Raw genomic sequence first — 25390 nt, 5'->3', positions numbered from 1 at the left:
GACGGGGAATTAGCGGGCGATGGTGCAGGTCCGGTTGATCTTGTTCTGCAGTTGGATGATGCCGTAGAGCAGTGCCTCGGGCGTGGGAGGACAACCCGGCACGTAGATATCGACCGGAATCACCCGATCGCAACCCCGCAACACGGAATACGAGTAATGGTAGTAGCCGCCGCCGTTCGCGCAGGAACCCATCGAGATCACCCAGCGCGGTTCGGCCATCTGGTCATAGACGCGACGCATCGCCGGGGCCATTTTGTTGGTGACCGTACCGGCGACGATCATGACATCGGATTGACGCGGGCTCGGCCTGAAGACCACACCGAAGCGGTCGAGGTCATAACGGGACACCCCGGTGTGGATCATCTCGATCGCGCAGCAGGCCAAGCCGAACGTCATCGGCCAGAGGGAGCCGGTGCGTGTCCAGTTGATGACCTTGTCGAGCGTGGTGGTGACGAAGCCTTCCTGCAAGACACCTTCGATGCTCACTTGCTCACTCCCAGTCGAGGGCGCCTTTCAGCCAGGCCCAGACGAAACCGACGACGAGAATACCCATGAAGATGAACATCTCGACGAAACCGAAGGTCCGCACCACTGCATTTTCGGCGCCGACGAATTCCTTGTAGATCGCCGCCCAGGGAAACATGTAGGCGACTTCCAGATCGAAGATGATGAACGCGATGGCGACGAGGTAGTAACGCACATCGAACTTCATGCGCGCATCCTCGAAGGCGCCGAAGCCGCATTCGTAGGGGGAGAGTTTTTCAGGATCCGGGCGATGGGGGCCGACGAGACGCCCGATGATGATCGGCACGCAGCCGAAGATCAGGGCAACGACGATGAATACCAGTACCGGGAAATAGTTTTCCAGCATTCAACAAGCCCCTGTAGCCAACCGCTTCATGGTCACTGCCCCTGCCCTGTTGTCTGGTGCCGACGGCGAGACTCGAACTCGCACAGCTTTCGCCACTACCCCCTCAAGATAGCGTGTCTACCAATTCCACCACGTCGGCTTTTCGAACCTGCCACAGCAGCTCAAATCACGCGCGCCGCTGCTGGCAAGCTCCGCATCTTCATCAGCACGCGGATTTTAACTGCATTCCGCTCTTTTTTGGCCTCACTTCGGAATATTTTTCGCCTTCGAATCGTCCTGCACATCGGGCTGAACCGGGGCCGCAGGGACGACCGATTCGGTCTTGACGGTATCAGTCACACTCGTGCCTGCCGTCGCAGGACGCTGACTGGCCATATAAGCCAGCGAAAGGCTGGTGAGAAAGAATATCGCCGCCAGCACCGCGGTCGAGCGCGAGAGGAAATTCGCCGAGCCGGTCGCCCCGAACAGGCTGCCCGATGCACCGCTGCCGAACGCCGCGCCCATGTCGGCGCCCTTGCCATGCTGAATCAGCACCAGACCGATCACCGCAAGGCCGACGATGATGTGCACGGTGAGTGTGATGGTGAAGAGAATATTCATGGATTTTCCTTAACGGGCCGCCGCGCAGATGGCCACGAAATCGGCGGCCACCAGCGACGCGCCGCCGATCAGGCCACCATCGATGTCGGGTTGAGCCATCAACTCCTGCGCATTGCCGGGCTTCATGCTGCCACCGTAGAGGATGCGCAGGCCATCAGCGACCGCCCTATCTTCGCGAGCCACGCGGGCACGGATCAATGCATGGACTTCCTGAGCCTGGGCTGGCGTCGCAGTGCGCCCGGTGCCGATTGCCCAGACCGGTTCATAGGCCACCACCGCATTGGCCAGTGCAGCAACGCCACAGCGAGCGATGACGGCGTCGAGCTGACGTGTGACCACTTCAGCCGTGACATTGCGTTCGCGTTCTTCGAGGGTCTCGCCGACGCAGACGATCGGGATCAGCCCCGCCTTGAGTGCAGCCTCGGTTTTCGCGGCGACGATTGCATCGCTTTCGCCGTAATAGGTGCGCCGCTCGGAGTGACCGACGATGACATATTTGCAGCCGAAATCGACGAGCATCGCGGCACTGACCTCGCCGGTATAAGCACCCTGGGCATGTTCGGAAACATCCTGGGCGCCCCAGGCCACATTGCTGCCCTTGAGCAATTCATTGACCTGGGCGAGGTACGGATAGGGGACGCAGACGGCAATATCGATATCGAATGTGGCGACACCCGTTCGCACGTCGCGGAGCAATTCGGCATTGCTTTTCAAGCTGCCATGCATCTTCCAGTTACCGGCGACGAATTTCCTGCGCATCTTCGGTTCCGTTTCAGCGGGATTGAGAGGCGCGCATTATAGTGACGGCTTTCCGAGCACGTCAATTTTGCCTTCAACCGGAGAACCCCATGTCCCAAAGCATCATCAGCGAGACCCATGACAAGGCGGGTCTGATCCGCATCAACCGCCCCGCCGCCATGAATGCCCTCAATGACGAAGTCATTGAAGGTATCGGCAGCGCGCTTGCCAACTTCGAGGCCGACGACGACATCGGCTGCATCGTCCTCACCGGTGACAACAAGGCCTTCGCCGCTGGCGCCGACATCCGTGCGATGAAGGATTTCGACTACATGGCCGCTTACCGGGGGGACTTCATCACCCGCAACTGGGAACGCCTAAAAGCCTGCCGCAAGCCGGTCATCGCCGCGGTAGCAGGTTATGCGCTCGGCGGCGGCTGCGAGCTCGCGTTGATGTGTGACACGATCTATGCTGCCGAAAACGCCAAGTTCGGCTTGCCGGAAGTCAAGCTCGGCACCCTGCCTGGCGCCGGTGGCACGCAACGTTTGCCGCGGGCCGTCGGCAAAGCAAAGGCGATGGATCTCTGCTTCACCGGGCGCATGATGGACGCCGTCGAAGCGGAACGCTGCGGCTTGGTCGCGCGGATCTTCCCGACCGAGAAACTGATCGACGAAACCCTTGCCATAGCACAAACGATCGCCGGCTACTCCCTGCCCGTGCTGATGATGATCAAGGAATCCGTCAATCGCGCCTTCGAGACCTCGCTCGCCGAAGGTCTGCTATTCGAGCGGCGCACTTTTCACGCTTCCTTCGCACTCGAAGACCAGAAGGAAGGCATGGCCGCCTTTCTGGAAAAACGCGCCCCGAAGTTTCGCAATCGATAGACGCACCACGCCCCGGGCAGCCCTGCAAATTCGGCGCTGGCGGGACGGCACAAGTCGCCGTCCCGCCAGGATTCAGCCTTGAACGAGCACTTGACGGATCTGTTCCAGCGTCGTTGGGTCGTCCAGCGTCGTCAGATCGCCCGGATCGCGGCCCTCGGCCAGCGCCTGGATCGAGCGCCGCAGCATCTTGCCGGAACGCGTCTTCGGCAGGCCGGTGACGAAATGCACATGCTTCGGCCGGGCGATCGCGCCGAGCAGGCCATCGACGGTCTTCTTCACCTCGGCTTCGAGGGCAGCCTTGAGTTCCGGCGTGGCGATCTTCGCGGCATCCTTGACGACGGCAAAGGCGACTGGTTCTTGGCCTTTGAGCGGATCATTGACGCCGACGACCGCCACTTCGGCGATTGCCGGATGCGCCTGCACCGCTTCTTCGATTTCGCGCGTGCCGAGACGGTGGCCGGCGACGTTGATCACGTCGTCGGTACGGCCGAGGATGAAGTGGTAACCCTCCTCGTCCTTGATGCCCCAGTCGAACGACGAATAGACCAGCGGTTCCTTGAACAGGCTGAAATAGGTGCTGACGAAGCGTTCATCCTGCCCCCACACCGTCGACAGGCAGCCCGGCGGCAGCGGCGGCACGACGCCGACGATGCCTTTTTCGTTCGGGCCGCACTCCGTGCCGTCCTCGCGGAAAATGCGTAGGTCATAGCCGAAGACGGGGAATGACGGCGAGCCGAATTTGATCGGCGTCTTTTCCACCCCAGGCACCGCCGAGAGCATCGGCCAGCCGGTCTCGGTCTGCCAGTAGTTGTCGATCACCGGCAGTTTCAATTCGTTCATGATCCATTCGTGCGTCGGTTGGTCGAGCGGTTCGCCGGCGAGGAACAGATGCTTGAGCGAGGAGAGATCGTATTTGTGCAGATAGGCCGGATCCTGCTTCTTGAGCACGCGGATCGCCGTCGGCGCCGAGAACATGACATTGATCTTGTATTTCTCGACCAGGCTCCACCAGATGCCGGCATCGGGCCGGATCGGCGTGCCTTCGTACATCACCGTCGCCATGCCGGCAATCAGCGGCCCGTAAATGATGTAGCTGTGCCCCACCACCCAGCCGATGTCCGAGGTGGCGAAATAGGTTTCGCCTTCATAGCCGGTGTAGATGTATTTGAGCGAGGCAGCGAGCGCGACGGCATAACCGCCGGTATCGCGCTGCACACCCTTGGGCTTGCCGGTGGTGCCGGAGGTGTAGAGGATGTAGGACGGCTCGGAGGATTCGAGCCAGACGCAGGGGACTTCGGCATCCATGTGCTGCGCACGCAGCTCGGCATAATCGACATCGCGGCCGGCGACTTTGTTGAAACCTTTGTCGATGCCGCGGTCCACCATCAGCACCTTTTCGGGCTTGGCTGCGGAAAGATTGATCGCCTCATCGAGCAGATGCTTGTAGGGCACGGCACGCCCGCCGCGCATGCCGGCATCCGAGGAGACGATCAATTTTGGCTTGGCGTCATCGATACGAGTGGCCAGCGACCCGGAAGCGAAGCCGCCGAACACCACGGAGTGGATCGCGCCGATGCGCACGCAGGCGAGCATCGCGAACGCGGCTTCGGGAATCATCGGCATGTAGATCAGCACACGATCGCCCTTTTGCACGCCAAGCGATTGCATGACGGCCGCCATGCGCATCACTTCCTGCTTCAATTCGGCGAACGAATAGATGCGTTCCTCGTTCGTCTCGGTGGACACATAGATCAGGGCGCGGTCATTGGGCCGCTTCGCGGCATGACGGTCTACAGCGTTGTGGCAGAGATTCGTCGTCCCGCCCGAGAACCACTTGACGAATGGTGGCCGGCTGTAATCGCAGATCTTCTGCGGCGGCGTCTGCCAGTCGACGAGTTGCGCCTGCTCGCCCCAGAATGCGTCGCAATCCTCGATCGAACGCCGATGGAACTCAGCGTATTTCATCATTTTCCTTTCCCTCTGGTTGTCATGGATTCTGGATACGCACGACGATGCGGCCGGTCACGCGTGACTGCAGAAAATCGTCGAACACACTCGGCAACTCATCGAAGCCGATTTCGCGCACCTGATGGATGACCTTCTCGGGTTTCCAATCGCTGCCCAGCCGGCGCCAGACTTCGCTGCGCCACGGCTCGCCGATGTAGCCGGAATCGATACCGAGTAACGATACCCCACGCAGGATGAACGGCGCGACGGTGGTCTTGAGTTCCATGCTGGCGGCAAGACCGATGCTGGCAATCGTGCCGCCCTGCTTCATCGTGCTCGCCATCCAGGCCAGCACTTCGCCGCCGAGATTGTCGACCGCTCCCGCCCATTGCGCCTTTTCGAGCGGCCGGATCCGACTCAGGTCGAGACTGGAACGCAAGATCACTTCGCGGGCGCCAAGCGCCTTCAGATAATCGGTCGCCTCGGCCTTGCCGGTCAGCGCATACACCTCGTAGCCGGATTTGGCGAGGATCTCGATCGCGATGCTGCCCACACCACCGGTCGCGCCCGAGACCACCACCGGGCCCTTGTCCGGACGCAAACCGTCGTGCTCCATGCGCGCCACTGCCAGCCCGGCAGTGAAGCCGGCCGTGCCGAGCGCCATCGCGCTGCGCACATCGAGCCCCGCCGGAATCCTGCGCACCCATGCGGCCGGCATGCGGGCGATTTCGGCATAGCCGCCATGATGGGCGACACCGATGTCGAAGCTCGTCGCCAGCACCTCGTCGCCGGGGCGGAATTGCGGGCTTTGACTGTCGATCACCACCCCGGAGAGATCGATGCCGCCGATGCAGGGAAAGCGCCGGATGATCTTGCCGGCGCCGGTCGCGGCGAGCGCGTCCTTGTAATTGACGTCGGACCAGAGGACGCGGATCGTCACCTCGCCCGGATCGAGCGCGGGCTCAGTCATCTGCTCGAAGCCGGCCGTCACGCGGCCATCCTCCTGCCGTATCAGCAATGCCTTGAACGTCATGCTCCACTCCTTTTTTGTGCGGTCGATTATAGCCATCGACCTGTGGGATGCACTCGCTTGCTTGACACTGCCGCCAATGTTATTGATAATTGTTCTCGTTTGCTGTTCCATTCTTTTTCCATCAACCATCGGGAGTTTCGTCATGCGCCATGCTTTCCTCATCCTCACCCTCACTGCAGCAGTCGCTGCCGAATCCACGGCACTGGCGGCCGACAAGGAATTGAACCTCTACTCCGCACGCCACTACCAGACGGACGAGGCGCTCTACAACAACTTCACGCAGCAGACGGGGATCAAGATCAACCGCATCGAAGCCAAGGAAGATGAGTTGCTCGAACGCATCAAGAATGAAGGCGCGATGAGCCCGGCGGACGTCTTCATCACCGTCGATGCCGCGCGGCTGGCGAAGGCCGACGAGCTGGGTCTATTCGCGCCGCTGCAGTCGAAGGTGATCGAAGAGCGCATTCCCGCCCATCTGCGCTCCAAGGACTGGGCTGCCTTCTCGACCCGTGCCCGGGTGATCGTCTTCAACAAAGCGACGATGAAAGCCGAGGACGTGAAGAACTACGAAGACCTCGCCCAGCCGAAACTCAAAGGCCAGGTCTGCATGCGTTCCGGCGCCCATCCCTACAACCTGTCACTGCTCGCCTCGATGATCGCCCACCATGGCGAGAAAAAGGCCGAGGAATGGGCCAAGGGGGTGGTCGCCAACTTCGCGCGGACGCCGAAAGGAGGTGATACCGACCAGATCAAGGCGGTGGCCGCCGGCGAGTGCGGCGTGACGATCTCCAATTCGTATTACCTCGCCCGTCTGATGCGCTCAGGCAAGCCCGATGACAGGAAGGTCGTCGAGGCCATTGGCATCGTCTGGCCCAATCAGGCGACGACCGGTGTGCACATCAACATCTCGGGCGGCGGCATATTGAAGACGGCGCCAAACAAGGAAGCGGCGAAGAAATTCCTCGACTACCTTGCCTCGGACGAAGCGCAGCGCTATTTTGCCGACGGCAACAACGAGTGGCCGGCCGCAACCAACGTGAAGACCGACAATCCCGCGCTCGCTGCGCTGGGCAGTTTCAAGGCCGACACGCTGCCGATCATTGAGCTGGCAAAAAACGCCGCGCTGGCACAGAAAATCTATGACCGCGTCGGATGGAAATGAGCCGCGCGGAAAATCCCTCCCGCACCAAGGCAACCGGGCGTGGGAGGGATATATCGACAGCCGTGAGCTTTTCGCCGGGCGCAAAGAGATCCTCATCCGACACGAAGGTGAAATCTACCGCTTGCGGCTCACGCGCCAGAACAAGCTGATCCTGACCAAGTAATCCACGAGCCAGCCAGTCATGCATCGGGCATGGCAAGCCAGCCATAAGATTTTTATGACTTTTTGGAGGTATTGCCATGTCTTTCGTACGCACGATCCGTCGCAGTAGTCTCGTTTTCCTCCTACCCTGTTTGTCCGCATTCGCCGAACCGCCGATGCAGGTCGATGACGCCGGCACACTCGGTGCCGGTGGCCTGAAGATCGAGGGGGCGCTCGCGCGCGATCACAAGACGCGCGGCGGCGAAGCAGTATTCGGCTTCGCGCCGCTCGAGCATTTGGAAATCGGTCTTGCCGTCTCACGCGCCAATGACCGCGAACCCGATCCTTCGACCCGCATGACCGGTAGCGGCATCGGATTCAAATGGGTGCCGCTTCAGAATGAGACCGGCTGGTCACTCGGTGTCAAGCTCGATCTCGGTCGCACGCGGATCAACGATCGCGCCAATGCCGAGAAATACACCGAGCGCGAATATGCCTTGACGGGGCTTGCCAGCCATCGCTTCGCGGATGGACAGGTCGCCCACTTCAACCTCGGCAGCAAGCGTATCGAGGCGCAAGGTGAGAGCGATCGTGTCGGCACCTGGGGACTGGGTTACGAGTTTCCGCTCGCCGAAAAGTTGAAACTGACGGCGGAAATCTTCGGCGAAGAACATGTTCGCCCCGACAAGGCGCTCGGCCTGCGCTATGAGGTTTTCGAAGGCTTCAAGCTCTCCGGCGCCATCGGGCGGGGCAACGACCGCAGTTTCGGGCAGGTCGGCTTTGCCTGGGAGTTCTGAGCATGGATGCCACGATGGCACGAAACCCAAACTCGGCGCTGGCGGGACGGCAAGCCATTGGCGAAAAGGCCTATCCACTGATGATGGCCCAAGTGGGCGAGCGAGTACGCATCGTCGCCATGAAAGGTGGAGCGGCCATCGATAAACGCCTGACCGAGATGGGCCTCAATCTGGGTGCCGAATTGGCGCTTTGCCTGCGCGAGGAGAGCGGTGTGGTGGTCATGCGCGGCAATTCGCGTCTTGCCCTGGGCGCAGCGCTGGCACACCGGCTCTGGGTGACACCGGCAAATCATGAAGACATGGAGCGATGCAAATGACGACGATCGATGCGCTGCAAGCGGGCGATTCGGCCCGCATCGAGGGTTATACGGCACAGGGTCAAGGCTACCGGCGCAAGCTATTGGCAATGGGTCTCACCCCGGGAGTCGAATTCATGGTGGTGCGCCGCGCCCCCTTGGGCGATCCGATCGAGATTCGCGTGCGCGGCGTCCATCTTTCGTTGCGCCGCGAGGAAGCCGCCGCCCTCAAACTGGCAAAGGAGGATTTGTGATGAAAAATTCATACACCATCGGTCTCGTCGGCAATCCGAACTGCGGCAAGACTACGCTCTTCAATGCGCTCACAGGCGCCAGGCAGCGCGTCGGCAATTGGCCGGGTGTGACGGTCGAAAAGAAAAGTGGTGAATACCGCTTTGCGGGTGTGCGTTTCGAAATCGTCGATCTGCCCGGCACCTATTCGCTCGATGCCGGCGAGCACGACATTTCGCTCGACGAGCAGATCGCCCGCGAGTTCGTGCAAAACGCCTACCGCCACGGCGCCGATTTGATCGTCAACATCGTCGATGCCGCCAACCTCGAACGCAACCTCTACCTCACCGCGCAGCTCGCCGAAATGCAGGCGCCGCTCGTCGTGGCGCTCAACATGACGGATGTCGCCGAGGCCAAGGGCATGCACGTCGATGCCGCCGCTCTCGCGGCGCAACTGGGCTGCCCGGTAGTGCCGCTGGTGGCCTCCGAAGGTCAGGGGATCGCCGAGCTCCAGCAGACGATTGCTCAAGCGGTCGTCGCCCAACCACGCCCGGCGCTTCGCATCGCTTATCCACACGCGCTCGAACAAGCCATTGCCACGCTTACGAACGCCATCGCCGCCGCCATGCCGGATCTGCCGCTCGCGCCGCGTTGGCTCGCCGTGCGCCTCCTCGAAGAAGATGCGCAGGCGCAAGCATTGGCCGGCGCCGAGCTCTCGGCTTTCGCGCAACGACTGGCAAGCGAAACGGGTGAAGAGGTCGACATCGCGATCGCCCAGGCGCGCTATGCAACGGCCCATCGTGTCGCCCAGGCCGTCACCCACCCCGCCGCCGCCCCTACCAGCGATTGGACCGAACGCATCGACCGCATCGTGCTCAACCGCTATTTCGGCATCCCGATCTTTCTGCTCATGATGTATCTGATGTTCATGTTCACGATCAAGATCGGCGGCGCCTTCATCGACTTTTTCGACCAAGCCGCCGGCGCGCTGTTCGTCGATGGCGTAGGCGCATGGCTCACCGGCCTGGGCACGCCCGAATGGTTGGTCGTGCTGCTCGCCAAGGGCATTGGCGGCGGCATCCAGACGGTGGCGACCTTCATCCCGGTGATCGGCTTTCTCTACCTTTTCCTTTCGGCCCTCGAAGATTCCGGCTACATGGCGCGCGCCGCCTTCGTGATGGACCGCTTCATGCGCGTCATCGGCCTGCCGGGCAAGAGCTTCGTGCCGCTGATCGTCGGCTTTGGCTGCAACGTGCCGGCGATCATGGCCACGCGCACGCTGGAACACCGCCGCGACCGCCTGATGACCATCGCCATGGCGCCCTTCATGTCCTGCGGCGCGCGCCTGCCGGTCTATGTGTTGTTCGCCGCCGCCTTCTTCCCCGCCAATGCGCAGAACGTGGTGTTCGGGCTCTATCTGATCGGCATCCTCGTCGCCGTGCTAACCGGGCTGGCCTTGAAACATTCCTTGTTCAAGGGTGAGCCAACCCCCTTCATCATGGAGCTGCCGCCTTATCACCTGCCGACGCTACGCGGCGTGATCCTCCACGCCTGGCAGCGGCTCAAAGGCTTCGTCATCAAGGCCGGGCGCATCATCGTGCCGATGGTGCTGGTGATCAACGTCCTCAACAACGTCGGCGCCGACGGCAGTCTTGGCAACGAGGATTCCGACCGGTCGCTGCTCGCCGCGACCGGCCGCAGCATCGCACCGGCCTTTGCGCCGTTCGGTCTCAGCGAGGAAAACTGGCCCGCCACCGTCGGCATCTTCACCGGCATCCTCGCCAAGGAGGTCGTCGTCGGCACCCTCAACGCCACCTATCAGGCACTGGCGGAAAGCGATCGCGCCGCCGCCGGTGAAGAAGCGCCGGAAGAAGCGGCCTTCGACCTCGGCACGGCGCTCACCGCCGCCGCGGCGACGATCCCGGAGAAACTGGCCGAGGCGCTGGGCAGCTGGGCCGACCCGCTGGGGCTCGCCGTCGGCGATCTCACGGACACGCAAGCCGCCGCCGAGAAAGCGGAAGTCGCCACCGCCGTCTTTGGCGCCATGGCCGCCCGCTTCGATGGTGCAGCGGGAGCCTTTGCCTATCTGCTGTTCATCCTGCTCTACACGCCCTGCACCGCGGCGCTTGCCGCGATCTACCAGGAAAGCGGCGCGCGCTGGATGTTCTTCGTCGCCGGCTGGACCTTCGCTCTCGCCTACGGCACGGCCACTCTCTTCTACCAGGCCGCGACGTTTGCGGCGCACCCCCTGTCATCGACGATCTGGTTCGGCATCGTCGGCGCGGTGTTGGCGACAGCCGTCCTGGCGCTGCGCCGCTACGGCCGGAGTCGGGAATACCGGGTCATGCCCATCGCACCGCTCGCCGCCGCTGCAAGCTGCGACGGGTGCAGCAAGGCGGGCCGATGCGGAGGACATTGAAGCCATGGCTGGCCACGTCACCGTCCTGGTGGGCTCATCTCCGCCCGATTTGCCGCGCCAGCAGCAAAACCGGCAACAACCCCACCGCGACGATGGCGAGCGCCGCGGTGGAGGCCTCGGCGAGCCTCTCGTCGCTGGCAAGGGTGAAGGTTTGCGTGGCCAGCGTGTCGAAGTTGAACGGTCGCATGACGAGCGTTGCCGGCAGCTCCTTCATCACATCGACGAAAACCAACAGCAGCGCGGTGAAAAGGCTTTTCCCCAACAGTGGCAGATGCACGCGCACCAGCGTTTGGCGCGCATTGCAGCCAAGGCTTTGCGCCGCAGCGTCCATTGCCGGCGTGATGCGCACGAGTCCTGCCTCGACGGTGGAGAGCGCGACCGACAAGAAACGCGCGAGATAGGCATAAACCAGCGCGGCGATGCCGCCGGTGAGCATGAGCCCCGGATTCTCGCCGAACCAGCCAAGCCACTGTGCGGCAAGCCAGTGATCGAGACGGGTGACCGGGATCAGCACCCCCACCGCGATCACCGCGCCGGGCACGGCATAGCCCAGACCGGCGAGCCGATTGACCATGCGCGTGACCAGGGTGGGCCGCAGGCGCTGCGCGTAGCCGAGCAGCAACGCGAGCATTGCCGCCAACACGGCGGCAAGCCCCGCGACCAGGAGACTGTTCTTCGCCAGGGTGAGATAACGCACACCGAATTGCCCATCTCCCTCGGCGAGCGCCAGCTTGAAGAGCAGTCCCGCCGGCAGCAAGAAGCCGAGGAAGAGCGGCAAAAAGCAGACGAGGAAAGCGAAGAGCGCCGCAGCGCCGGAAAGCATCTTGCGCTTTGCCGTGCGCCGGTGAGTCTCATGAAAGCGCGCGCGACCGCGACTGATGCGCTCGAGCAAAACGAGGAGCAGCACGAAGGCGAGCAGCACGGCCGCCAGTTGCGTAGCGGCGCTACGCTCGCCGAGCGAGAACCAGGCGCGGTAGATGCCGGTGGTGAAGGTCGGCACGGCGAAATAGGCCACCGTGCCGTAGTCGGCCAGCGTTTCCATCAGCACCAGGGCAACGCCGGCGGCCCATGCGGGCCGCGCCAGCGGTAACGAGACGCGCCGGAAGGCGGCCCAGGGACTGAGCCCCAACGAGCGCGCCGCCTCGAAGGTGCTGGCGCCGCGCTCGAGAAAGGCCGTGCGCGCGAGCAGATACACATAAGGGTAGAGCGCGCAGACAAAAATCAACGCCGCGCCGGGGAGGCTTCTGATTTCCGGAAACCAGTAGTCACCGCGCCGCCAGCCGAAGGTCTCGCGCAGGAAAGTCTGCACCGGGCCGACAAACTGCAGCAGATCCGTATAGACGTAGGCCATCACATAAGCCGGCATCGCCAGCGGCAAAAGCAAGGCCCATTCGAACACACGTCGCCCGGGGAACTCATGCATCGAGACGAACCAAGCCGTGGCCACCCCGATCACGCTGACGCCGATCGCGACGAAAAACGACAGCAGCAGCGAATTGACGACATACTCGGGCAGCACGGTGGCCCATAGATGCGCCCAGGTGGCACGGGTTCCGGGAGCGAAAAGATTCGCGCCGACAGAGATCACCGGCAGACTGATCAGCGTGCCGATGATGACTGAGCAAACAACCAGAAACGAGGGCGGGCGCATTGGGGGGGTTGGCGGGTTTTTCAAGGTTTTTGAGAATATTTCTCAATTATAATCCTGCCATGGCCATCCTCGAACTCGACGACGTCAGTTTCACCTACGGCACGCACCGTGTCGTCGACGGCTTGTCGCTCACTTTAGAGGAAGGCGAGATCGGCTGCCTGCTGGGCGCCTCCGGCTGCGGCAAGACGACCGTGCTGCGGCTCATCATGGGCTTCGAGCGTGCGCATGCCGGGCGCATCCTGCTGCGCGGCGAAGCGGTCGACGATAGCCGTCATCACCTGCCGCCGGAAAAACGGCGCATCGGCATGGTGTTCCAGGATTACGCGCTGTTTCCCCATCTGACGGTGGCCGGCAACATCGCTTTCGGCCTGCAAGAAAAGTCGGCGCTGGCGGAACGGCAGGTGGCGCGGCTACTCGAACTCGTCGGGCTTGCCGGCCAGGGCGACAAGTATCCGCATGAACTCTCCGGCGGCCAGCAGCAGCGCGTGGCTTTGGCTCGGGCGCTCGCGCCACGGCCGCATCTGATGCTGCTCGACGAACCCTTTTCGAACCTCGACGTCGAGCTGCGCGAACGACTCTCGCTCGAAGTGCGCGCCATCCTGAAAGAGGCCGGCACCGCAGCGATCCTCGTCACCCACGATCAGCACGAGGCCTTCGCCGTCGCCGACCGGGTGGGCGTGATGCGCGCCGGCCACATCGAGCAATGGGATACGCCCTGGAACCTCTATCACCGTCCGGCGACGCGCCATGTCGCCGATTTCGTCGGTGAAGGCGCGTTCCTCGCCGGCCACATCCAAGCCGATGGCCGGGTGGCGACCGAACTGGGTGTGCTCAATGGTTTGCTGTCGACCGAATGCGATGGCGCCAGCTGCGCCTTGCTGCCGGCCGGCAGTCCCGTCGAAGTGCTGCTGCGCCCCGATGACGTCGTGCATGACGATGGCGCTGCCCTGCGGGCCACGATCCTCGCCAAGGCCTTTCGCGGCGCGGAATTCCTCTACACCCTGGAGCTCGCTTCCGGCGCCCGCGTGCTCTCGCTGGTGCCTTCGCACCACGACCACGCCATTGGCGAAAAGATCGGTATCCGACTGGATACGGAACATGTGGTAGCGTTCCGGCATGATCCCATGGCTGCTGCCTGACTCCCCTTTTCCGCCCGTCAGCCGGGCGCTTGCCGAACCCAACGGTCTGCTCTGCGCCGGCGGCGATCTCTCCCCTCCTCGGCTACTCGCTGCCTACCGGCGCGGCATCTTTCCGTGGTTTTCCGAAGGGGAGCCGATCCTCTGGTGGAGCCCCGATCCGCGCATGGTGCTGTTTCCCGAAGCACTCAAGATTTCCCGCTCGCTTGCCAAGACGCTCAGGAACGCCGACTATCAGGTGAAGCTCGACACCGCGTTCGACGCGGTGATCGCCGCCTGCGCCGCCACCCCGCGGCCAGGCCAGCACGGCACCTGGATCACCGCGGAAATGAGGATTGCCTATCGACGCCTCCATGCGCTCGGCTACGCCCACAGCGTCGAGACCTGGCGCGATGGCCGGCTGATCGGCGGGCTCTATGGGGTGGCAATCGGCCGCGCGTTCTTTGGCGAATCGATGTTTTCGCTGGAGCGCGATGCGTCGAAAATCGCGCTCGCCCATCTGTGCCGCTATCTCTGCGTGCATAATTTCGGCATGATCGACTGTCAGATGGAAACCGCCCACCTTCATTCGCTCGGCGCCCAGCCGATGCCGCGCGACGCATTCCTCGCGCGCCTGGCCTCGCTCGTCGAGCAGGGCGATGCCCCCGGCCGCTGGCCGGCAGATGGTATCGACGGGCATTTCAGGAAGCGGACATGACGCATCTACGCGACCTGCCGCCCTTCTCGCTGTTGCAGTTCTATGCCACCTCGGCCTACGGGTGCTCCTATCTTCCCGGGCGCATCGCGCGCTCGCAGGTCGCAACGCCCAGCCAGCTGATCGATACCGCGATCTACAGTGAGCTCGTCGAGCTCGGCTTTCGCCGCAGCGGCATCTTCACCTATCGGCCCTGGTGCGACAGCTGCCGCGAGTGCGTACCGGTGCGCATCCCCATCGCGGATTTCCAGCCCAACCGCAGCCAGCGCCGCATCAAGGCGCGTCACGCTCAGCTCATCGCCCGCGAGCGCCCCTTGCTGTTCCGCGAGGAACACTACGCGCTCTACCAACGCTACCAGCAGGCGCGCCATGCCGGTGGCGGCATGGACGACGACAACCGCGAGCAATATGCCCAATTCCTGCTGCAGACGCAGGTCGACAGCCGGCTGATCGAATTCCGCGAAGGCGATGACTTGCGCATCGTCAGCATCATCGACGTGCTCGACAACGGCTTGTCGGCGGTCTATACCTTCTACGACCCGGATCTGCCCTCCGCCAGCTATGGCACCTATGCGATCCTCTGGCAGATCGAGCAATGCCGGCAGCTCGACCTGCCCCACCTCTATCTCGGCTACTGGATCGAACATAGCCGCAAGATGGCCTACAAATCACAGTTCCGGCCGCTCGAAGCGCTGAAGAACGGCCGTTGGTTGCGCCTCGACGACGCACAGTCTCCATCATGATCCCTTACTGTCTGATCAAACCCTTCGTCCTCGCGCTCGATCCCGAAACCGCGCACGAGCTCTCCATCGCCGGCCTGCGCACCCTCGGTGCGTTTCTACCCAGCAAAGGCCCGCTGCCCGACACGCCCATCGATGTGATGGGGCTTTCCTTCCCGAACCGCGTGGGTCTTGCCGCCGGACTCGACAAGAACGGCGAAGCGATCGACGGACTGGCCACCTGGGGCTTCGGACACCTCGAGGTCGGCACCGTCACGCCGCGGCCTCAGCCGGGCAATCCGAAGCCGCGCATGTTCCGGCTGCCCGAGGTCGAAGGCATCATCAACCGGATGGGGTTCAACAATCACGGCATCGACGCGCTGATCGCCAACGTCAAGGCGGCGAAATACAAGGGCATTCTCGGCATCAACATCGGCAAGAACGCCGACACGCCGATCGAGCGCGCCGTGGATGACTATCGGATCGGCTTCGAGAAGGCCTATCCCCATGCCAGCTACGTCACCGTCAACATTTCCAGTCCAAACACCCAGAACCTGCGTCGGTTGCAAGGCGCTTCCGAGCTCGACGCACTGCTCGCCGCGCTGAAGTCGCAACAGTCGGCACTGGCAGACCGGCACGGTCGTTACGTACCGCTGGTGCTGAAGATCGCGCCGGACCTCGATGACGCGCAGATCGACGCCATCGCCGATGCCCTGCGCCGCCATCGCTGTGATGGCGTGATCGCCACGAACACCACGCTCGACCGCAGCCGGGTCACCGGCCTGCGCCATGCCAATGAAGCCGGCGGCCTGTCCGGCGCGCCGCTGTTCGAACTGTCGACCGAAGTGTTGAGAAAACTCGCCCGGGCGCTCGCTGGCGAAGTGCCGATCATCGCCGCCGGCGGCGTGGTCGATGGTGCCAAGGCGAAAGCGAAACTCGACGCCGGCGCGCAGCTGGTGCAGATCTATTCCGGCCTGGTCTATCGCGGCCCGGGCCTCGTCGCCGAATGCGTCGCTGCGACGCGCGCGGCCCGCTGAGCTTTGGCAAGCTTGCCGTGCCGTCCTGCCAGCGCCGAGTTTGACGTGAAATACAGAGCAAAAAGTGCGCCGCCCTTCGTTTCCTTGATGACAGCCAACACTCGCGGCAACGCCGCGCAAATGGGAACCCCCGAGAGGGGGGCGAAGGGGGGCGGGTGTTTATTTTTGCGCATGGGGTTTTCATCCTCCGCGGGTGCCGATTGCCGGTATGCGCGTTTGGTAGCATGGCGGACGTCACCCCTTCCGTAGCCTTGCCATGACGCCTCTCGAACTCACGTTTTCCGCCACTGCCATCCTCGTCATCCTGCTGCTCGCGCTGGTGCTCAAACGTGTCGCGGCCCTGGAGGGCTTGGCCCGGCGTCAGGAAGAACAGGAGGCGGCGCTCTCCCGCCTCGAAGGCCAGTTGCAGATGATCGGTGCGGCGCAGGAAGCCCGGCTGCAAGGTTTGCATCAGTCGACCGCGCAGGCGCTGGAAACCGTGCGTGAGGCCGTGGAGCGGCAGCTCGCGCAGGCGCTCGACGACGCCCGCGAGGGGCGCGCCGAGCTCGCCGCCGGTTTCAACGCCTTTCGTACCGACATCGACACGCGGCTGGCGACGATGACCACCGCGTTGCGCGAGCAGCTCGATGGCAACGGCGCCCAGCTCAAAAACCAGCTGTCGATGATCCAGGAGACCATCGCCCAGCAGCTCGCCGGGCTCGCCCAGGCTTCGCAGCTGCAGGCGGAGCAGGTGCGCGCGACGCTCAACGAGCGGCTGGCCGCGATCCAGACCGACAACGCCGCCAAACTCGAAGAGATGCGCAGGACCGTGGACGAAAAGCTGCACGCGACGCTGGAGCAGCGTCTCGGCCAATCGTTCCAGCTCGTCTCGGAACGGCTCGAACAGGTGCATCGCGGCTTGGGCGAAATGCAGACGCTGGCTGCCGGCGTGGGCGACCTCAAGCGCGTGCTGACCAACGTCAAGGCGCGCGGCACCTGGGGCGAAGTGCAGCTCTTGACGCTGATCGAGCAGATGCTCACCCCCGAGCAGTATGGCCGCAACATCGCCACGCGACCGGGATCGAACGAGCGCGTCGAGGTGGCGATCCGTCTGCCGGGCACGTCGGGGGAACGTCCGGTGTGGCTGCCGATCGACGCGAAATTCCCGGTCGAGGATTACCAGCGCCTGCTCGACGCGCACGACCGCGCCGATGCCGAGGGCGTGGAAGCCGCGGCGCGGGCGCTGGAAGCCCGCCTCAAGGCCGAAGCGCGCACGATCCGCGAAAAATACGTCGAGCCGCCCTTCACCACCGATTTCGCAGTGCTCTACCTGCCCACCGAAGGGCTCTATGCCGAGGCGCTGCGCCGGCCGGGGCTGGCCGAAACCCTGCAACGCGAGCAGCGCGTCGTGCTGGCCGGGCCGACCAACCTGGCGGCGCTGCTCAACAGCCTGCAGATGGGCTTCCGCACGTTGGCGATCGAAAAACGCGCCAGCGAAGTCTGGCAGGTGCTCGGCCAGGTGAAGACCGAATTCGGCAAATTCGGCGAGGTCATCGAAGCGACGAAGAAGAAGCTCGACGAGGCGCGCAACCGCTTCGACCAGGTGGGCACGCGCACCCGCGCGATCGAACGCAAACTGCGCGACGTCGAGGCGCTGCCACTGCCGGACGACGCGTTGCCGCTTGCATTGCCCGAAGAAGAGCCTCAATGAGGCTCGGGCAGCGCCCGTAGCTCCGGCGCGAGGATATTGGCAAGCCAACCCAGCGCTGCATAGGCCGGCGCCTCTCTGGCCGGCGGATGCCAGACATCGTCTTCGCGTTCGATCAACCCGCGCGCGGCCAAGCGCGCCAACGAATCCTCGAGCGCCGCAGGCAGGTTTGCGTCGCTCAGATGCCAGCAGAGGCGATCGCGCAGCGGAGCGAGCATCGCTTCCAACGCCGCAGGCCATCGTGAGTCGGCAAACGCTCCGCGGTCGATCAGCAGCCGGGCGATCAGCGCCGGCAAGACGAACAAATGCAGCACGTTGTTGCGGAAATAGGCGAGCAGCGCGGCTTCCATGGCATCGGCCACGATCCGTGCGCCGTCCGCAGTCTCGCTGCGGCGCACCGCGGCAAGCCGCAGCGCCGTAGCGATGCAGTCCTCGCCACGGGATGGCGCGGCCAGATGCGCGTCAGCGACGAGCGCCGCGAGATGCTCGATCTGCCGCGCCAGCACGCTTTCCTCGGCGCTGACCTCGGGCGTGGCCAGCAGCGCCAGGGCGACGAGATTGACCGGATTGACGAGCGCTGCCGCGCCGATACGTCCTGACAGTTCAGTGGCGATCGCGGCGACCAGCGCGCGCTGCGCCTCGCCCGTGGGCGGCGCCACACGCCAGTCGGGCCGCTGCGCATCGAGCCAGTCGGAAAGCGGCAAGGGCGCGCCGAAATTCACATAGACCCGGCCGAAATGCCGCCGCAGCAGCCGTAGCGAGGAGAGCAGCCCCAGCCAGGATTCGCGTCGTTTCGGGCGACCCGCCAGCTCGGCGACGAAACTCGGCCCCTCGGGCAGCTTTTCGTAACCGAGATAGACCGGCACGAACACCAGCGGACGTTCATGCCAGCGCAGGAAGCTCTGGATCGTCATCGCCAACAGGCCAGCCTTGGGGGGCAGCAGGCGGCCGTCGCGGCTCCTGCCGCCCTCGATGAAATATTCGACCGGGAAACCCTGCGCCAGCAGGTAATGCAGATATTCGGCGAACACCGTGGCATAGAGGGGATCGCCCTTGAAACTGCGCCGCAGGAAGAAAGCACCGCCGCCGCGCAGGATGCGGCCGAGCACGGGCAGATCGAGATTGTCGCCGGCGGCGATGTGCGGCGGCACCAGCCCCGCCCGGTAGATGACGTACGACATCAGCAGGTAATCGACGTGGCTGCGGTGACAGGGCAGATAGACGACGCTCTGGCCAGGCGCGACGCGCAGCAGCACGTCGAGATTGCGCACCTCGACACCGTCGAACAGCCGCGTCCACAACCAGGTGAGGAAGATTTCGCCGGCGCGCGTCACCGCATAGGAGAAATCCGAGGCGATCGCCACGGCATGGCGGCGGGCACGGGCTCGCGCGGCATCGAGCAGAATGCCATGCTGGGCCGCCTCGGCCTCGATCGCGGCGCGCACCATGGGCGTCGCGAGCAGCGCCTCGACCTGGGTGTGGCGATGGGAGATGTCCGGGCCGATGAAGCGTTCGCGCTGCAGCCGGAAATGGGCGCGCAGCACGCGCACGGCTTTCTTCGTGGCACGCGTGGGTTCGGCGATGTCCGTCAGCAAGGCACGCAGCGAATAAGGCACGCCGAAATGGACGTGCGTCTGCCGACCATGCAGCAGCACCGCGAGCCAGTGGCCGAGCGGCTGACGGCGCTGCCAGGATTCCGCCAGCAAGGCGCGCAGCACCCCATCCTGCTGGCGCGGCGCCCGTCCCCACAGCACGGTGACCGGCACGATCTGCACATCGGCAGCCGGATCGGCGGCGAGGCAGGCAATCAGCCGCGCCAACCGCGCCGGCGAACCGTAGAGCGCACGCGCACGACGGAAGGGCCGCCAGCCCGGGCTCAGCGCAAACTCGGCGCTGGCAAGACGGCACCCGGCGACCTCCAAGGGCCGATCCGCAGGCGGCAGCCCGGCGCGCGCCACCGCCTCATGCAGCACGAGCCGGTCGGACAGCCAGTCCTCGAACAACACATAACAGACCGGCCGGGCGGGATCGATGCCGAGGGCGGCGGCATGTTCGGGGAAAAGGCGCAGACGCACCCACAGGTGTAATAGGCGCCGCGCCAGACGCAGTGGGCCGGAGGCCATCGGGAGCATCAATCAAAGTAGCGGAAAGGGGCGCCAGTATAATTCCGGCCGATTCCACGCGCGGCTCCGCACCTCACCTCTTCCCGCATGTCTCAGAGCTTGTGAAAAAAATTCGTCGCGAGCGCAGCCAGGTTGGGGGAGGCCGGAGCGCAGCCACCGGAATGTATATGGACATACATGAGGATGGCGAGCACCGCCCGACCCCAAGATGGCAAGCGCAGCAGAATTTTTCACAAGCTCTCAGACTTCCCGGTTCTCCGAAGCGGAACTTTCCCGCCACACGCCGATGATGCAGCAATATCTGCGTCTGAAGGCCGCGCATCCCGACGTGCTGCTGTTCTACCGCATGGGCGACTTCTACGAGCTGTTTTACGACGATGCGGAAAAAGCCGCGCGACTGCTCGACATCACGCTGACCCAGCGCGGGCAGTCGGCAGGCGCGCCGATTCCGATGGCCGGGGTGCCTTACCACGCCGTCGAGCAATACCTTGCGCGGCTGGTCAAGCTCGGCGAATCGGTGGCGATCTGCGAACAGATCGGCGATCCGGGAAGCAGCAAGGGCCCGGTCGAGCGCAAGGTGGTGCGCATCGTCACCCCCGGCACACTCACCGATGCCGCGCTGCTCGACGACCGGAGCGACAGCCTGCTGCTCGCCCTGGCGCAGGAGCGCCAGCGCATCGGCCTGGCTTGGCTGAATCTCGCCAGCGGCGCGTTGCGACTCATGGAGACGCACGCCGGGGCGCTGTCTGCCCAGCTCGGCCGCCTCAAACCCTCGGAAATCCTGCTCGGCGAAGGATCGACGCTGGCCTTGCCATCCCCGCAGGCCGCTTTCGTGCGGCGGCGTCCCGACTGGCATTTCGATACGGATGGCGCGATCCAGCTCCTGACGGCGCATTTCGGCACGCGCGATCTTTCCGGCTTCATTCCCGCCGAGAGCGAGGCGCGGCTGGCGCTCGGCGCCGCCGGCGCGCTGCTGCGCTATGCACAGGCCACGCAGCTCGCCGCCTTGCCCCATGTGACGGGCCTGACGCTGGAGCACGAGAGCGCCTGGCTGCGGCTCGATGCCGCGACGCGCCGCAATCTCGAACTCACCGAAACCCTGCGCGGTGAAGCATCCCCGACGTTGCTCTCGCTACTCGATACCTGCGCGACGGCGGCCGGCACGCGTTGGCTCAAGCACTGCCTGCATCACCCGCTCAGCGACCGCAGCGAAGCGGCACGACGCCACGGCGCCGTAGCCGCCCTACTGGAAGAGGACCTGGTCGATGCGCTGAGCGATGTGTTGAAAGGCAGCGCCGACTTCGAGCGCATCGGCAGCCGCATCGCGCTCAAGTCCGCCCGGCCGCGAGAGCTGGCCGCGCTGCGCGAAACCTTGCAGCGCCTGCCCGCGCTCGACCGCTTGCTCGCCGGACAAACCGGCCTGCTGGGCGAGCTGCGCGAAAGACTCGCGATGCCAGATGGCTGCCTGGAACGATTGGCGACCACCCTCGCCGAGGAGCCGCCAGCCCTGCTCGCCGCCGGCGGCGTGATCCGCGCCGGCTTCAGCACCGAACTCGACGAGCTGCGCGCGATCCAGTCGAACTGCGGTCAGTTCCTGCTCGAACTCGAAGCGCGCGAACGCGAGCGCAGCGGCATCCCCAGCCTGAAGGTCGAATACAACAAGGTGCACGGCTTCTACATCGAAGTCACGCACGCCCATGCCGACAAGGTGCCCGAGGATTATCGCCGGCGCCAGACGCTGAAGAATGCCGAGCGCTACATCACGCCGGAGCTGAAAGCCTTCGAGGACAAGGCGCTTTCCGCCAACGAACGCGCCCTGGCACTGGAAAAGCGTCTCTATGACGAACTGCTCGATGCGCTGGCCGCGCACATTCCCGCGCTGCAACGCATCGGTCGCACGCTCGCCGAGCTCGATGGCCTCGCCGCCTTCGCCACCGCCGCGCGGCGCTACGACTACTGCCGACCGGAATTCGTCGATTACCCCTGCATCGAGATCCGCGCCGGCCGCCATCCGGTCGTCGAGCGCCAGGTGGAGAGCTTCATCGCCAACGACCTCGATCTCCATCCGAACCGGCGCATGCTGATCGTCACCGGCCCGAACATGGGCGGCAAATCGACCTACATGCGCCAGATCGCGCTGATCGTGCTGCTCGCCCACTGCGGCAGCTTCGTGCCGGCGGCAAGTTGCCGGCTCGGGCCGATCGACGCGATCCACACCCGCATCGGCGCCGCCGACGATCTCGCCTCGGGCCGCTCGACCTTCATGGTCGAGATGACCGAGGCCGCGGCAATCCTGCACAATGCGACGGAACGCTCACTGGTGTTGATGGACGAGATCGGCCGCGGCACCTCGACCTTCGATGGTCTCGCGCTCGCCTTCGCCATCGCGCGCCACCTGGTGGAAAAAATCCGCTGCTGGACGCTGTTCGCGACGCATTATTTCGAGCTCACCCGCTTGGCCGAGCAGCATCCGGGCTGTGCCAACGTGCATCTGGATGCGATCGAGCACGGCAAGTCGGTGGTCTTCCTGCATGCCGTCGAACCCGGCCCGGCGTCGCAGTCGTATGGCATCCAGGTCGCCCAACTTGCCGGTCTCCCCCCCGCAGTATTGCGCGATGCGCAGCGGCAACTGGTCGAGCTGGAAAACCGCACGGCGGCCGCCTCACCCCAGCCCGACCTGTTCAGCCACTTGGGTGCCGTTCCGGCAGCGCCGACTTTGCATAGCGAGTCGGCGCCCGGCGGGACGTTCATGATTCCGCCAGCGGCGACTTTCGCAACCACGACGCATCCAGCCTTGGAAGCACTGGCGGCGCTCGATCCCGATGCCCTCTCGCCGCGTGAGGCGCTCGAGCGGCTCTATGCGCTCAAGCGGCTGACCGAGGAGGCACAGCGATGAATTTTCTGCCCGACTGGCCTCCTGCCTACACTTCCCAGATCGCTTTCGGTATTTTGCTGCTTGCTGGTGCGCTGGGCGGTTATCTTGCCCACCGGATTTCCTGGCTGCCTTCGATCACGGGTTTCATGGCGATCGGTTTCCTGATCGGCCCCTCCGGCATCGATCTATTGACCCAGGAATCCCTCGATCAAGCGCGCCCCTTGATCGGTGTGGCCCTCGCGCTGATCCTCTATCGCCTCGGCCTCTCGCTCGATCTGCGCGCCATGCTGCGCGATCGCCGGTTGCTGTTCGTGGCGGCGGCCGAGAGCAGTGCAAGCTTTCTAGCCTGCTACGGGTTGCTCGTCTGGCTCGGCTTGTCCCCTTTCCTCGCCGCCCTCGCCGCAGCGATCGCGATCTCCTCCTCGCCCGCGGTGTTGATCCACGTCGCGCACGAACTCGGTGCCGTCGGCCCGACCACCGAACGCGCCAAGGAAATGGTCGCGCTCAACAACCTCTTTTCCTTCCTGGCGTTTTCCGCCGCACTGCCCTTCGCCCATCTTGCTACCGATGCCGATTTGGCCACCGCACTGCTGCAACCGATCTATCGGCTGGCGGGCTCGGCGTTCGTTGCCACCGCCATCGCCTGGCTTTTGGTTCAGCTCGCTCGACGCACGCGTAGCGCCCCGCAATACCGCTTTGCGCTCGTCGTCGGTGCCCTGATGCTCGGTGTCGGCATTGCCGACAGTCTGCTGCTCTCGCCACTGTTCGTACCGCTGGCGATGGGGGTCGCAGTGCGTAGCCTGGAAACCGAAGGCGAATCGCTCTCCGAGATCGAATTCGGCGAAGCCTTCGAACTCTTCTTCATCGTGCTGTTCGTCTTCGCCGGCAGCAAGATCAAACCGGCACTGTTCGCGCAGATCGGCCTGATGGCGCTCGCCTTCGTTGGCGCGCGCTTTCTTGCCAAGTGGCTGATCGTGCACGGCTTATTATGGCGTCACGGCATCGGCCACCGGGGAGCGACCGCGACCGGCCTGCTGCTGATGCCGATGGCCGGCCTGGCCATCGGTCTGGTGCAAACGGCCGATCAACTGTTCGGCGCCCAGGTCGAGACTCTGTATGCGTTGATCCTCGTCGCGGTGGCCATTCTCGAAACCCTTGGCCCACCTGTGGCGGCGTGGGCTTTCCGACTTTGTGGTGAAGCGTCGAAAGTCGGCGCTGGCGGACCGGCACCTTAGGTTGCCGGTGCGTGCGTCTCGTAGCGCCGGTGCGTGCTGGCGAGATACTCGTGCGAACGCATCTCGATCAGGCGTGAAACGGTACGCTTGAATTCCTCCGCCTGTGGTCCGGCGACATAGAGTTCCTCGGCCGGCACGGCCGCGGCGATCACCAATTTCACGCGATGATCGTAGAGCACATCGACGAGCCAGGTGAGCCGGCGCGCTTCATTCGCCATTTCCGGTCCCATTTTCGGCACGCCGGAGAGGAATACCGTATGGAAATTGTGCGCGAGCTCCAGATAGTCGTTCTGCGAGCGCGGCCCGCCGCACAGCACGGCGAAATCGAACCAGACGACGCCCGGCGCGCGGTGCACGACGGGCAGCGTGCGTCCCAGCACGTTGAGCGGCCGGTCATGCCCTGCGCCGTGGGCGATTTGCGAGAAGGTGCGCATCAAGAGCGTTGCGGCATCGCCATCGTCCGGCAAGAGATACACCGGCGCCGCTTCGAGGGCGCGTAGGCGGTAATCGACGCCGCCGTCGATCTCGATCACGTCGAGCTTTTCCTTGAGCAGCGCAATCGCCGGCAGGAGCCGTTCGCGATGCAGACCATTCGGATAGAGGCCATCGGGCGGATAGTTCGAGGTGATGCAAAACACCAGGCCGGCGTCGAAGAGCTTTTCCATCAAGCGGCCGAGGATCATCGCGTCGGCGATGTCGGAGACGTGGAATTCGTCGAAGCACATCAGCCGCGTCTCTTTCGCCACCTGCACGGCGACCTTCGCCAGCGGATCAGCCTCGTTTTTCAGCGCCTGCATGCGCTCATGGATCTCGCGCATGAAGGCATGGAAATGCACGCGCCGCTTGCGTTGATAAGGCACGGCGGCGAAGAAGCAGTCCATCAGGAAGCTCTTGCCACGCCCGACCCCCGCCCAGAACCAGACGCCTTTCGGCAAGGCGGGATGCACGAGCAGCTTGCGCAGGCGGGTACGCCGCGCCGCCTTGAAGGCGACCAGATCGTCGTAGAACTTTTGCAGGCGTCGCGCCGCCGCTTCCTGCGCCTCGTCGGCGACGATGCCGCGCTCGGCGAGCGCGGCCTCGAACGCACGAATCATGGCGTCTTCCGGCACATTGA

The 25390-nt window shown here is 64.1% G+C and carries 23 protein-coding genes and 1 tRNA gene; 14 read left to right on the top strand and 10 right to left on the bottom strand.

Annotated elements, in window-relative coordinates; translation table 11 throughout:
- Positions 1-9: 9 nt before the first annotated feature.
- The 5 genes from M52SOB_RS06000 to tpiA all read right to left on the bottom strand — a co-directional run bounded on the left by M52SOB_RS06000 (position 10) and on the right by tpiA (position 2230).
- Complete coding sequence (locus M52SOB_RS06000) at positions 10-486, bottom strand: NuoB/complex I 20 kDa subunit family protein (protein WP_126445096.1); 477 nt, start codon at positions 484-486, stop codon at positions 10-12.
- Positions 487-490: 4 nt separating this feature from the next.
- Entirely contained in the window at positions 491-871 is a 381-nt protein-coding gene (gene ndhC, locus M52SOB_RS05995; protein WP_131111031.1) for an NADH-quinone oxidoreductase subunit A, read from the bottom strand.
- A gap of 54 nt (positions 872-925) precedes the next feature.
- Positions 926-1010: transfer RNA gene (locus M52SOB_RS05990), tRNA-Leu, on the bottom strand.
- A gap of 104 nt (positions 1011-1114) precedes the next feature.
- Positions 1115-1471 (bottom strand): preprotein translocase subunit SecG, encoded by a 357-nt coding sequence (gene secG, locus M52SOB_RS05985; protein WP_131111030.1) that lies wholly within the window; start codon positions 1469-1471, stop codon positions 1115-1117.
- 9 nt (positions 1472-1480) lie between these two features.
- Complete coding sequence (gene tpiA, locus M52SOB_RS05980) at positions 1481-2230, bottom strand: triose-phosphate isomerase (protein ID WP_131111029.1); 750 nt, start codon at positions 2228-2230, stop codon at positions 1481-1483.
- An 89-nt stretch (positions 2231-2319) separates the two neighbouring features.
- Between tpiA and M52SOB_RS05975 the strand changes: the two genes are divergently transcribed.
- A complete protein-coding gene (locus M52SOB_RS05975; protein WP_131111028.1) occupies positions 2320-3093 on the top strand; it encodes an enoyl-CoA hydratase in 774 nt (257 codons plus the stop codon).
- A gap of 72 nt (positions 3094-3165) precedes the next feature.
- Here M52SOB_RS05975 and M52SOB_RS05970 read toward each other — a convergent pair whose 3' ends face one another.
- Complete coding sequence (locus tag M52SOB_RS05970; RefSeq protein WP_284155264.1) at positions 3166-5088, bottom strand: propionate--CoA ligase; 1923 nt, start codon at positions 5086-5088, stop codon at positions 3166-3168.
- A complete protein-coding gene (locus M52SOB_RS05965; protein WP_131111026.1) occupies positions 5081-6073 on the bottom strand; it encodes an oxidoreductase in 993 nt (330 codons plus the stop codon). The genes M52SOB_RS05970 and M52SOB_RS05965 overlap by 8 nt, the downstream gene beginning before the upstream one ends.
- 142 nt (positions 6074-6215) lie before the next feature.
- Here M52SOB_RS05965 and M52SOB_RS05960 point away from each other — a divergent pair, with 142 nt between their 5' ends.
- The 6 genes from M52SOB_RS05960 (at position 6216) to feoB (ending at position 11119) form a co-directional block, all read left to right on the top strand.
- Positions 6216-7235: a Fe(3+) ABC transporter substrate-binding protein gene (locus M52SOB_RS05960; protein WP_131111025.1), complete on the top strand. Its 1020-nt coding sequence runs from the start codon at positions 6216-6218 to the stop codon at positions 7233-7235.
- Positions 7213-7398 carry a hemin uptake protein HemP gene (gene hemP, locus M52SOB_RS05955; RefSeq protein ID WP_131111024.1) on the top strand — a complete coding sequence of 62 codons (186 nt, stop codon included), beginning with the start codon at positions 7213-7215 and terminating at the stop codon, positions 7396-7398. The genes M52SOB_RS05960 and hemP overlap by 23 nt, the downstream gene beginning before the upstream one ends.
- A gap of 76 nt (positions 7399-7474) precedes the next feature.
- Positions 7475-8173, top strand: coding sequence for a hypothetical protein (locus M52SOB_RS05950; RefSeq protein WP_284155228.1), 699 nt, complete (start codon positions 7475-7477; stop codon positions 8171-8173).
- Between the two features lie 2 nt (positions 8174-8175).
- Positions 8176-8490: a FeoA family protein gene (locus M52SOB_RS05945; RefSeq protein WP_284155227.1), complete on the top strand. Its 315-nt coding sequence runs from the start codon at positions 8176-8178 to the stop codon at positions 8488-8490.
- Positions 8487-8723, top strand: coding sequence for a FeoA family protein (locus M52SOB_RS05940; RefSeq protein WP_131111023.1), 237 nt, complete (start codon positions 8487-8489; stop codon positions 8721-8723). Before M52SOB_RS05945 ends, M52SOB_RS05940 begins: the two co-directional genes overlap by 4 nt.
- Positions 8723-11119: a Fe(2+) transporter permease subunit FeoB gene (feoB, locus tag M52SOB_RS05935; RefSeq protein ID WP_131111022.1), complete on the top strand. Its 2397-nt coding sequence runs from the start codon at positions 8723-8725 to the stop codon at positions 11117-11119. Before M52SOB_RS05940 ends, feoB begins: the two co-directional genes overlap by 1 nt.
- A 34-nt stretch (positions 11120-11153) precedes the next feature.
- Here the strand turns inward: feoB and M52SOB_RS05930 are convergent, their stop codons facing one another.
- Positions 11154-12770 (bottom strand): ABC transporter permease, encoded by a 1617-nt coding sequence (locus tag M52SOB_RS05930; RefSeq protein WP_131111021.1) that lies wholly within the window; start codon positions 12768-12770, stop codon positions 11154-11156.
- A 59-nt stretch (positions 12771-12829) separates the two neighbouring features.
- Between M52SOB_RS05930 and M52SOB_RS05925 the strand changes: the two genes are divergently transcribed.
- The 5 genes from M52SOB_RS05925 to M52SOB_RS05905 all read left to right on the top strand — a co-directional run bounded on the left by M52SOB_RS05925 (position 12830) and on the right by M52SOB_RS05905 (position 18046).
- Entirely contained in the window at positions 12830-13909 is a 1080-nt protein-coding gene (locus M52SOB_RS05925; RefSeq protein WP_131111020.1) for an ABC transporter ATP-binding protein, read from the top strand.
- Entirely contained in the window at positions 13887-14603 is a 717-nt protein-coding gene (gene aat, locus M52SOB_RS05920) for a leucyl/phenylalanyl-tRNA--protein transferase (RefSeq protein ID WP_131111019.1), read from the top strand. Before M52SOB_RS05925 ends, aat begins: the two co-directional genes overlap by 23 nt.
- Positions 14600-15343, top strand: a complete 744-nt coding sequence (locus tag M52SOB_RS05915; RefSeq protein WP_131111018.1) for an arginyltransferase — start codon at positions 14600-14602, stop codon at positions 15341-15343. The genes aat and M52SOB_RS05915 overlap by 4 nt, the downstream gene beginning before the upstream one ends.
- The gene (locus M52SOB_RS05910) at positions 15340-16356 is read left to right on the top strand and encodes a quinone-dependent dihydroorotate dehydrogenase (protein ID WP_284155226.1); all 1017 of its coding nucleotides are present in this window, start codon (positions 15340-15342) and stop codon (positions 16354-16356) included. The genes M52SOB_RS05915 and M52SOB_RS05910 overlap by 4 nt, the downstream gene beginning before the upstream one ends.
- Before the next feature lie 256 nt (positions 16357-16612).
- Positions 16613-18046, top strand: a complete 1434-nt coding sequence (locus tag M52SOB_RS05905; RefSeq protein ID WP_131111017.1) for a DNA recombination protein RmuC — start codon at positions 16613-16615, stop codon at positions 18044-18046.
- Here the strand turns inward: M52SOB_RS05905 and plsB are convergent.
- On the bottom strand, positions 18040-20166 hold the full coding sequence (gene plsB, locus M52SOB_RS05900; protein WP_172601757.1) for a glycerol-3-phosphate 1-O-acyltransferase PlsB: 2127 nt from the start codon (positions 20164-20166) through the stop codon (positions 18040-18042). The genes M52SOB_RS05905 and plsB overlap by 7 nt on opposite strands.
- Before the next feature lie 286 nt (positions 20167-20452).
- On the opposite strand from plsB, the gene mutS reads away from it, so the two are divergent.
- Together mutS and M52SOB_RS05890 are read left to right on the top strand one after the other, a co-directional pair.
- Entirely contained in the window at positions 20453-23062 is a 2610-nt protein-coding gene (gene mutS, locus M52SOB_RS05895; RefSeq protein ID WP_131111015.1) for a DNA mismatch repair protein MutS, read from the top strand.
- The gene (locus M52SOB_RS05890) at positions 23059-24276 is read left to right on the top strand and encodes a cation:proton antiporter (protein ID WP_131111014.1); all 1218 of its coding nucleotides are present in this window, start codon (positions 23059-23061) and stop codon (positions 24274-24276) included. The genes mutS and M52SOB_RS05890 overlap by 4 nt, the downstream gene beginning before the upstream one ends.
- Here M52SOB_RS05890 and zapE read toward each other — a convergent pair.
- Entirely contained in the window at positions 24273-25370 is a 1098-nt protein-coding gene (gene zapE / locus M52SOB_RS05885; protein ID WP_131111013.1) for a cell division protein ZapE, read from the bottom strand. The genes M52SOB_RS05890 and zapE overlap by 4 nt on opposite strands.
- Positions 25371-25390: the final 20 nt, after the last annotated feature.

The organism is Sulfuricystis thermophila (assembly GCF_004323595.1).
Classification (GTDB): domain Bacteria; phylum Pseudomonadota; class Gammaproteobacteria; order Burkholderiales; family Rhodocyclaceae; genus Sulfuricystis; species Sulfuricystis thermophila.
The sequence above is the reverse complement of the archived record's forward strand: the minus strand, read 5'-3'. Positions and strand labels throughout refer to the sequence as shown.

What these genes read in the sequence shown, in the direction of transcription:
- M52SOB_RS05890 (WP_131111014.1), top strand. Translation starts at nt 23,059, where the DNA reads ATGAATTTTCTGCCCGACTGGCCTCCTGCCTACACTTCCCAGATCGCT.
- hemP (WP_131111024.1), top strand. Translation starts at nt 7,213, where the DNA reads ATGACCGCGTCGGATGGAAATGAGCCGCGCGGAAAATCCCTCCCGCAC.
- M52SOB_RS05965 (WP_131111026.1), bottom strand. Translation starts at nt 6,073, where the DNA reads ATGACGTTCAAGGCATTGCTGATACGGCAGGAGGATGGCCGCGTGACG.
- zapE (WP_131111013.1), bottom strand. Translation starts at nt 25,370, where the DNA reads ATGATTCGTGCGTTCGAGGCCGCGCTCGCCGAGCGCGGCATCGTCGCC.
- aat (WP_131111019.1), top strand. Translation starts at nt 13,887, where the DNA reads ATGATCCCATGGCTGCTGCCTGACTCCCCTTTTCCGCCCGTCAGCCGG.
- tpiA (WP_131111029.1), bottom strand. Translation starts at nt 2,230, where the DNA reads ATGCGCAGGAAATTCGTCGCCGGTAACTGGAAGATGCATGGCAGCTTG.
- M52SOB_RS05905 (WP_131111017.1), top strand. Translation starts at nt 16,613, where the DNA reads ATGACGCCTCTCGAACTCACGTTTTCCGCCACTGCCATCCTCGTCATC.
- M52SOB_RS05910 (WP_284155226.1), top strand. Translation starts at nt 15,340, where the DNA reads ATGATCCCTTACTGTCTGATCAAACCCTTCGTCCTCGCGCTCGATCCC.
- M52SOB_RS05930 (WP_131111021.1), bottom strand. Translation starts at nt 12,770, where the DNA reads ATGCGCCCGCCCTCGTTTCTGGTTGTTTGCTCAGTCATCATCGGCACG.
- M52SOB_RS05915 (WP_131111018.1), top strand. Translation starts at nt 14,600, where the DNA reads ATGACGCATCTACGCGACCTGCCGCCCTTCTCGCTGTTGCAGTTCTAT.
- mutS (WP_131111015.1), top strand. Translation starts at nt 20,453, where the DNA reads ATGATGCAGCAATATCTGCGTCTGAAGGCCGCGCATCCCGACGTGCTG.
- M52SOB_RS05975 (WP_131111028.1), top strand. Translation starts at nt 2,320, where the DNA reads ATGTCCCAAAGCATCATCAGCGAGACCCATGACAAGGCGGGTCTGATC.
- M52SOB_RS05925 (WP_131111020.1), top strand. Translation starts at nt 12,830, where the DNA reads ATGGCCATCCTCGAACTCGACGACGTCAGTTTCACCTACGGCACGCAC.
- M52SOB_RS05940 (WP_131111023.1), top strand. Translation starts at nt 8,487, where the DNA reads ATGACGACGATCGATGCGCTGCAAGCGGGCGATTCGGCCCGCATCGAG.
- M52SOB_RS05960 (WP_131111025.1), top strand. Translation starts at nt 6,216, where the DNA reads ATGCGCCATGCTTTCCTCATCCTCACCCTCACTGCAGCAGTCGCTGCC.
- secG (WP_131111030.1), bottom strand. Translation starts at nt 1,471, where the DNA reads ATGAATATTCTCTTCACCATCACACTCACCGTGCACATCATCGTCGGC.
- M52SOB_RS05950 (WP_284155228.1), top strand. Translation starts at nt 7,475, where the DNA reads ATGTCTTTCGTACGCACGATCCGTCGCAGTAGTCTCGTTTTCCTCCTA.
- feoB (WP_131111022.1), top strand. Translation starts at nt 8,723, where the DNA reads ATGAAAAATTCATACACCATCGGTCTCGTCGGCAATCCGAACTGCGGC.
- plsB (WP_172601757.1), bottom strand. Translation starts at nt 20,166, where the DNA reads ATGGCCTCCGGCCCACTGCGTCTGGCGCGGCGCCTATTACACCTGTGG.
- M52SOB_RS05945 (WP_284155227.1), top strand. Translation starts at nt 8,176, where the DNA reads ATGGATGCCACGATGGCACGAAACCCAAACTCGGCGCTGGCGGGACGG.
- ndhC (WP_131111031.1), bottom strand. Translation starts at nt 871, where the DNA reads ATGCTGGAAAACTATTTCCCGGTACTGGTATTCATCGTCGTTGCCCTG.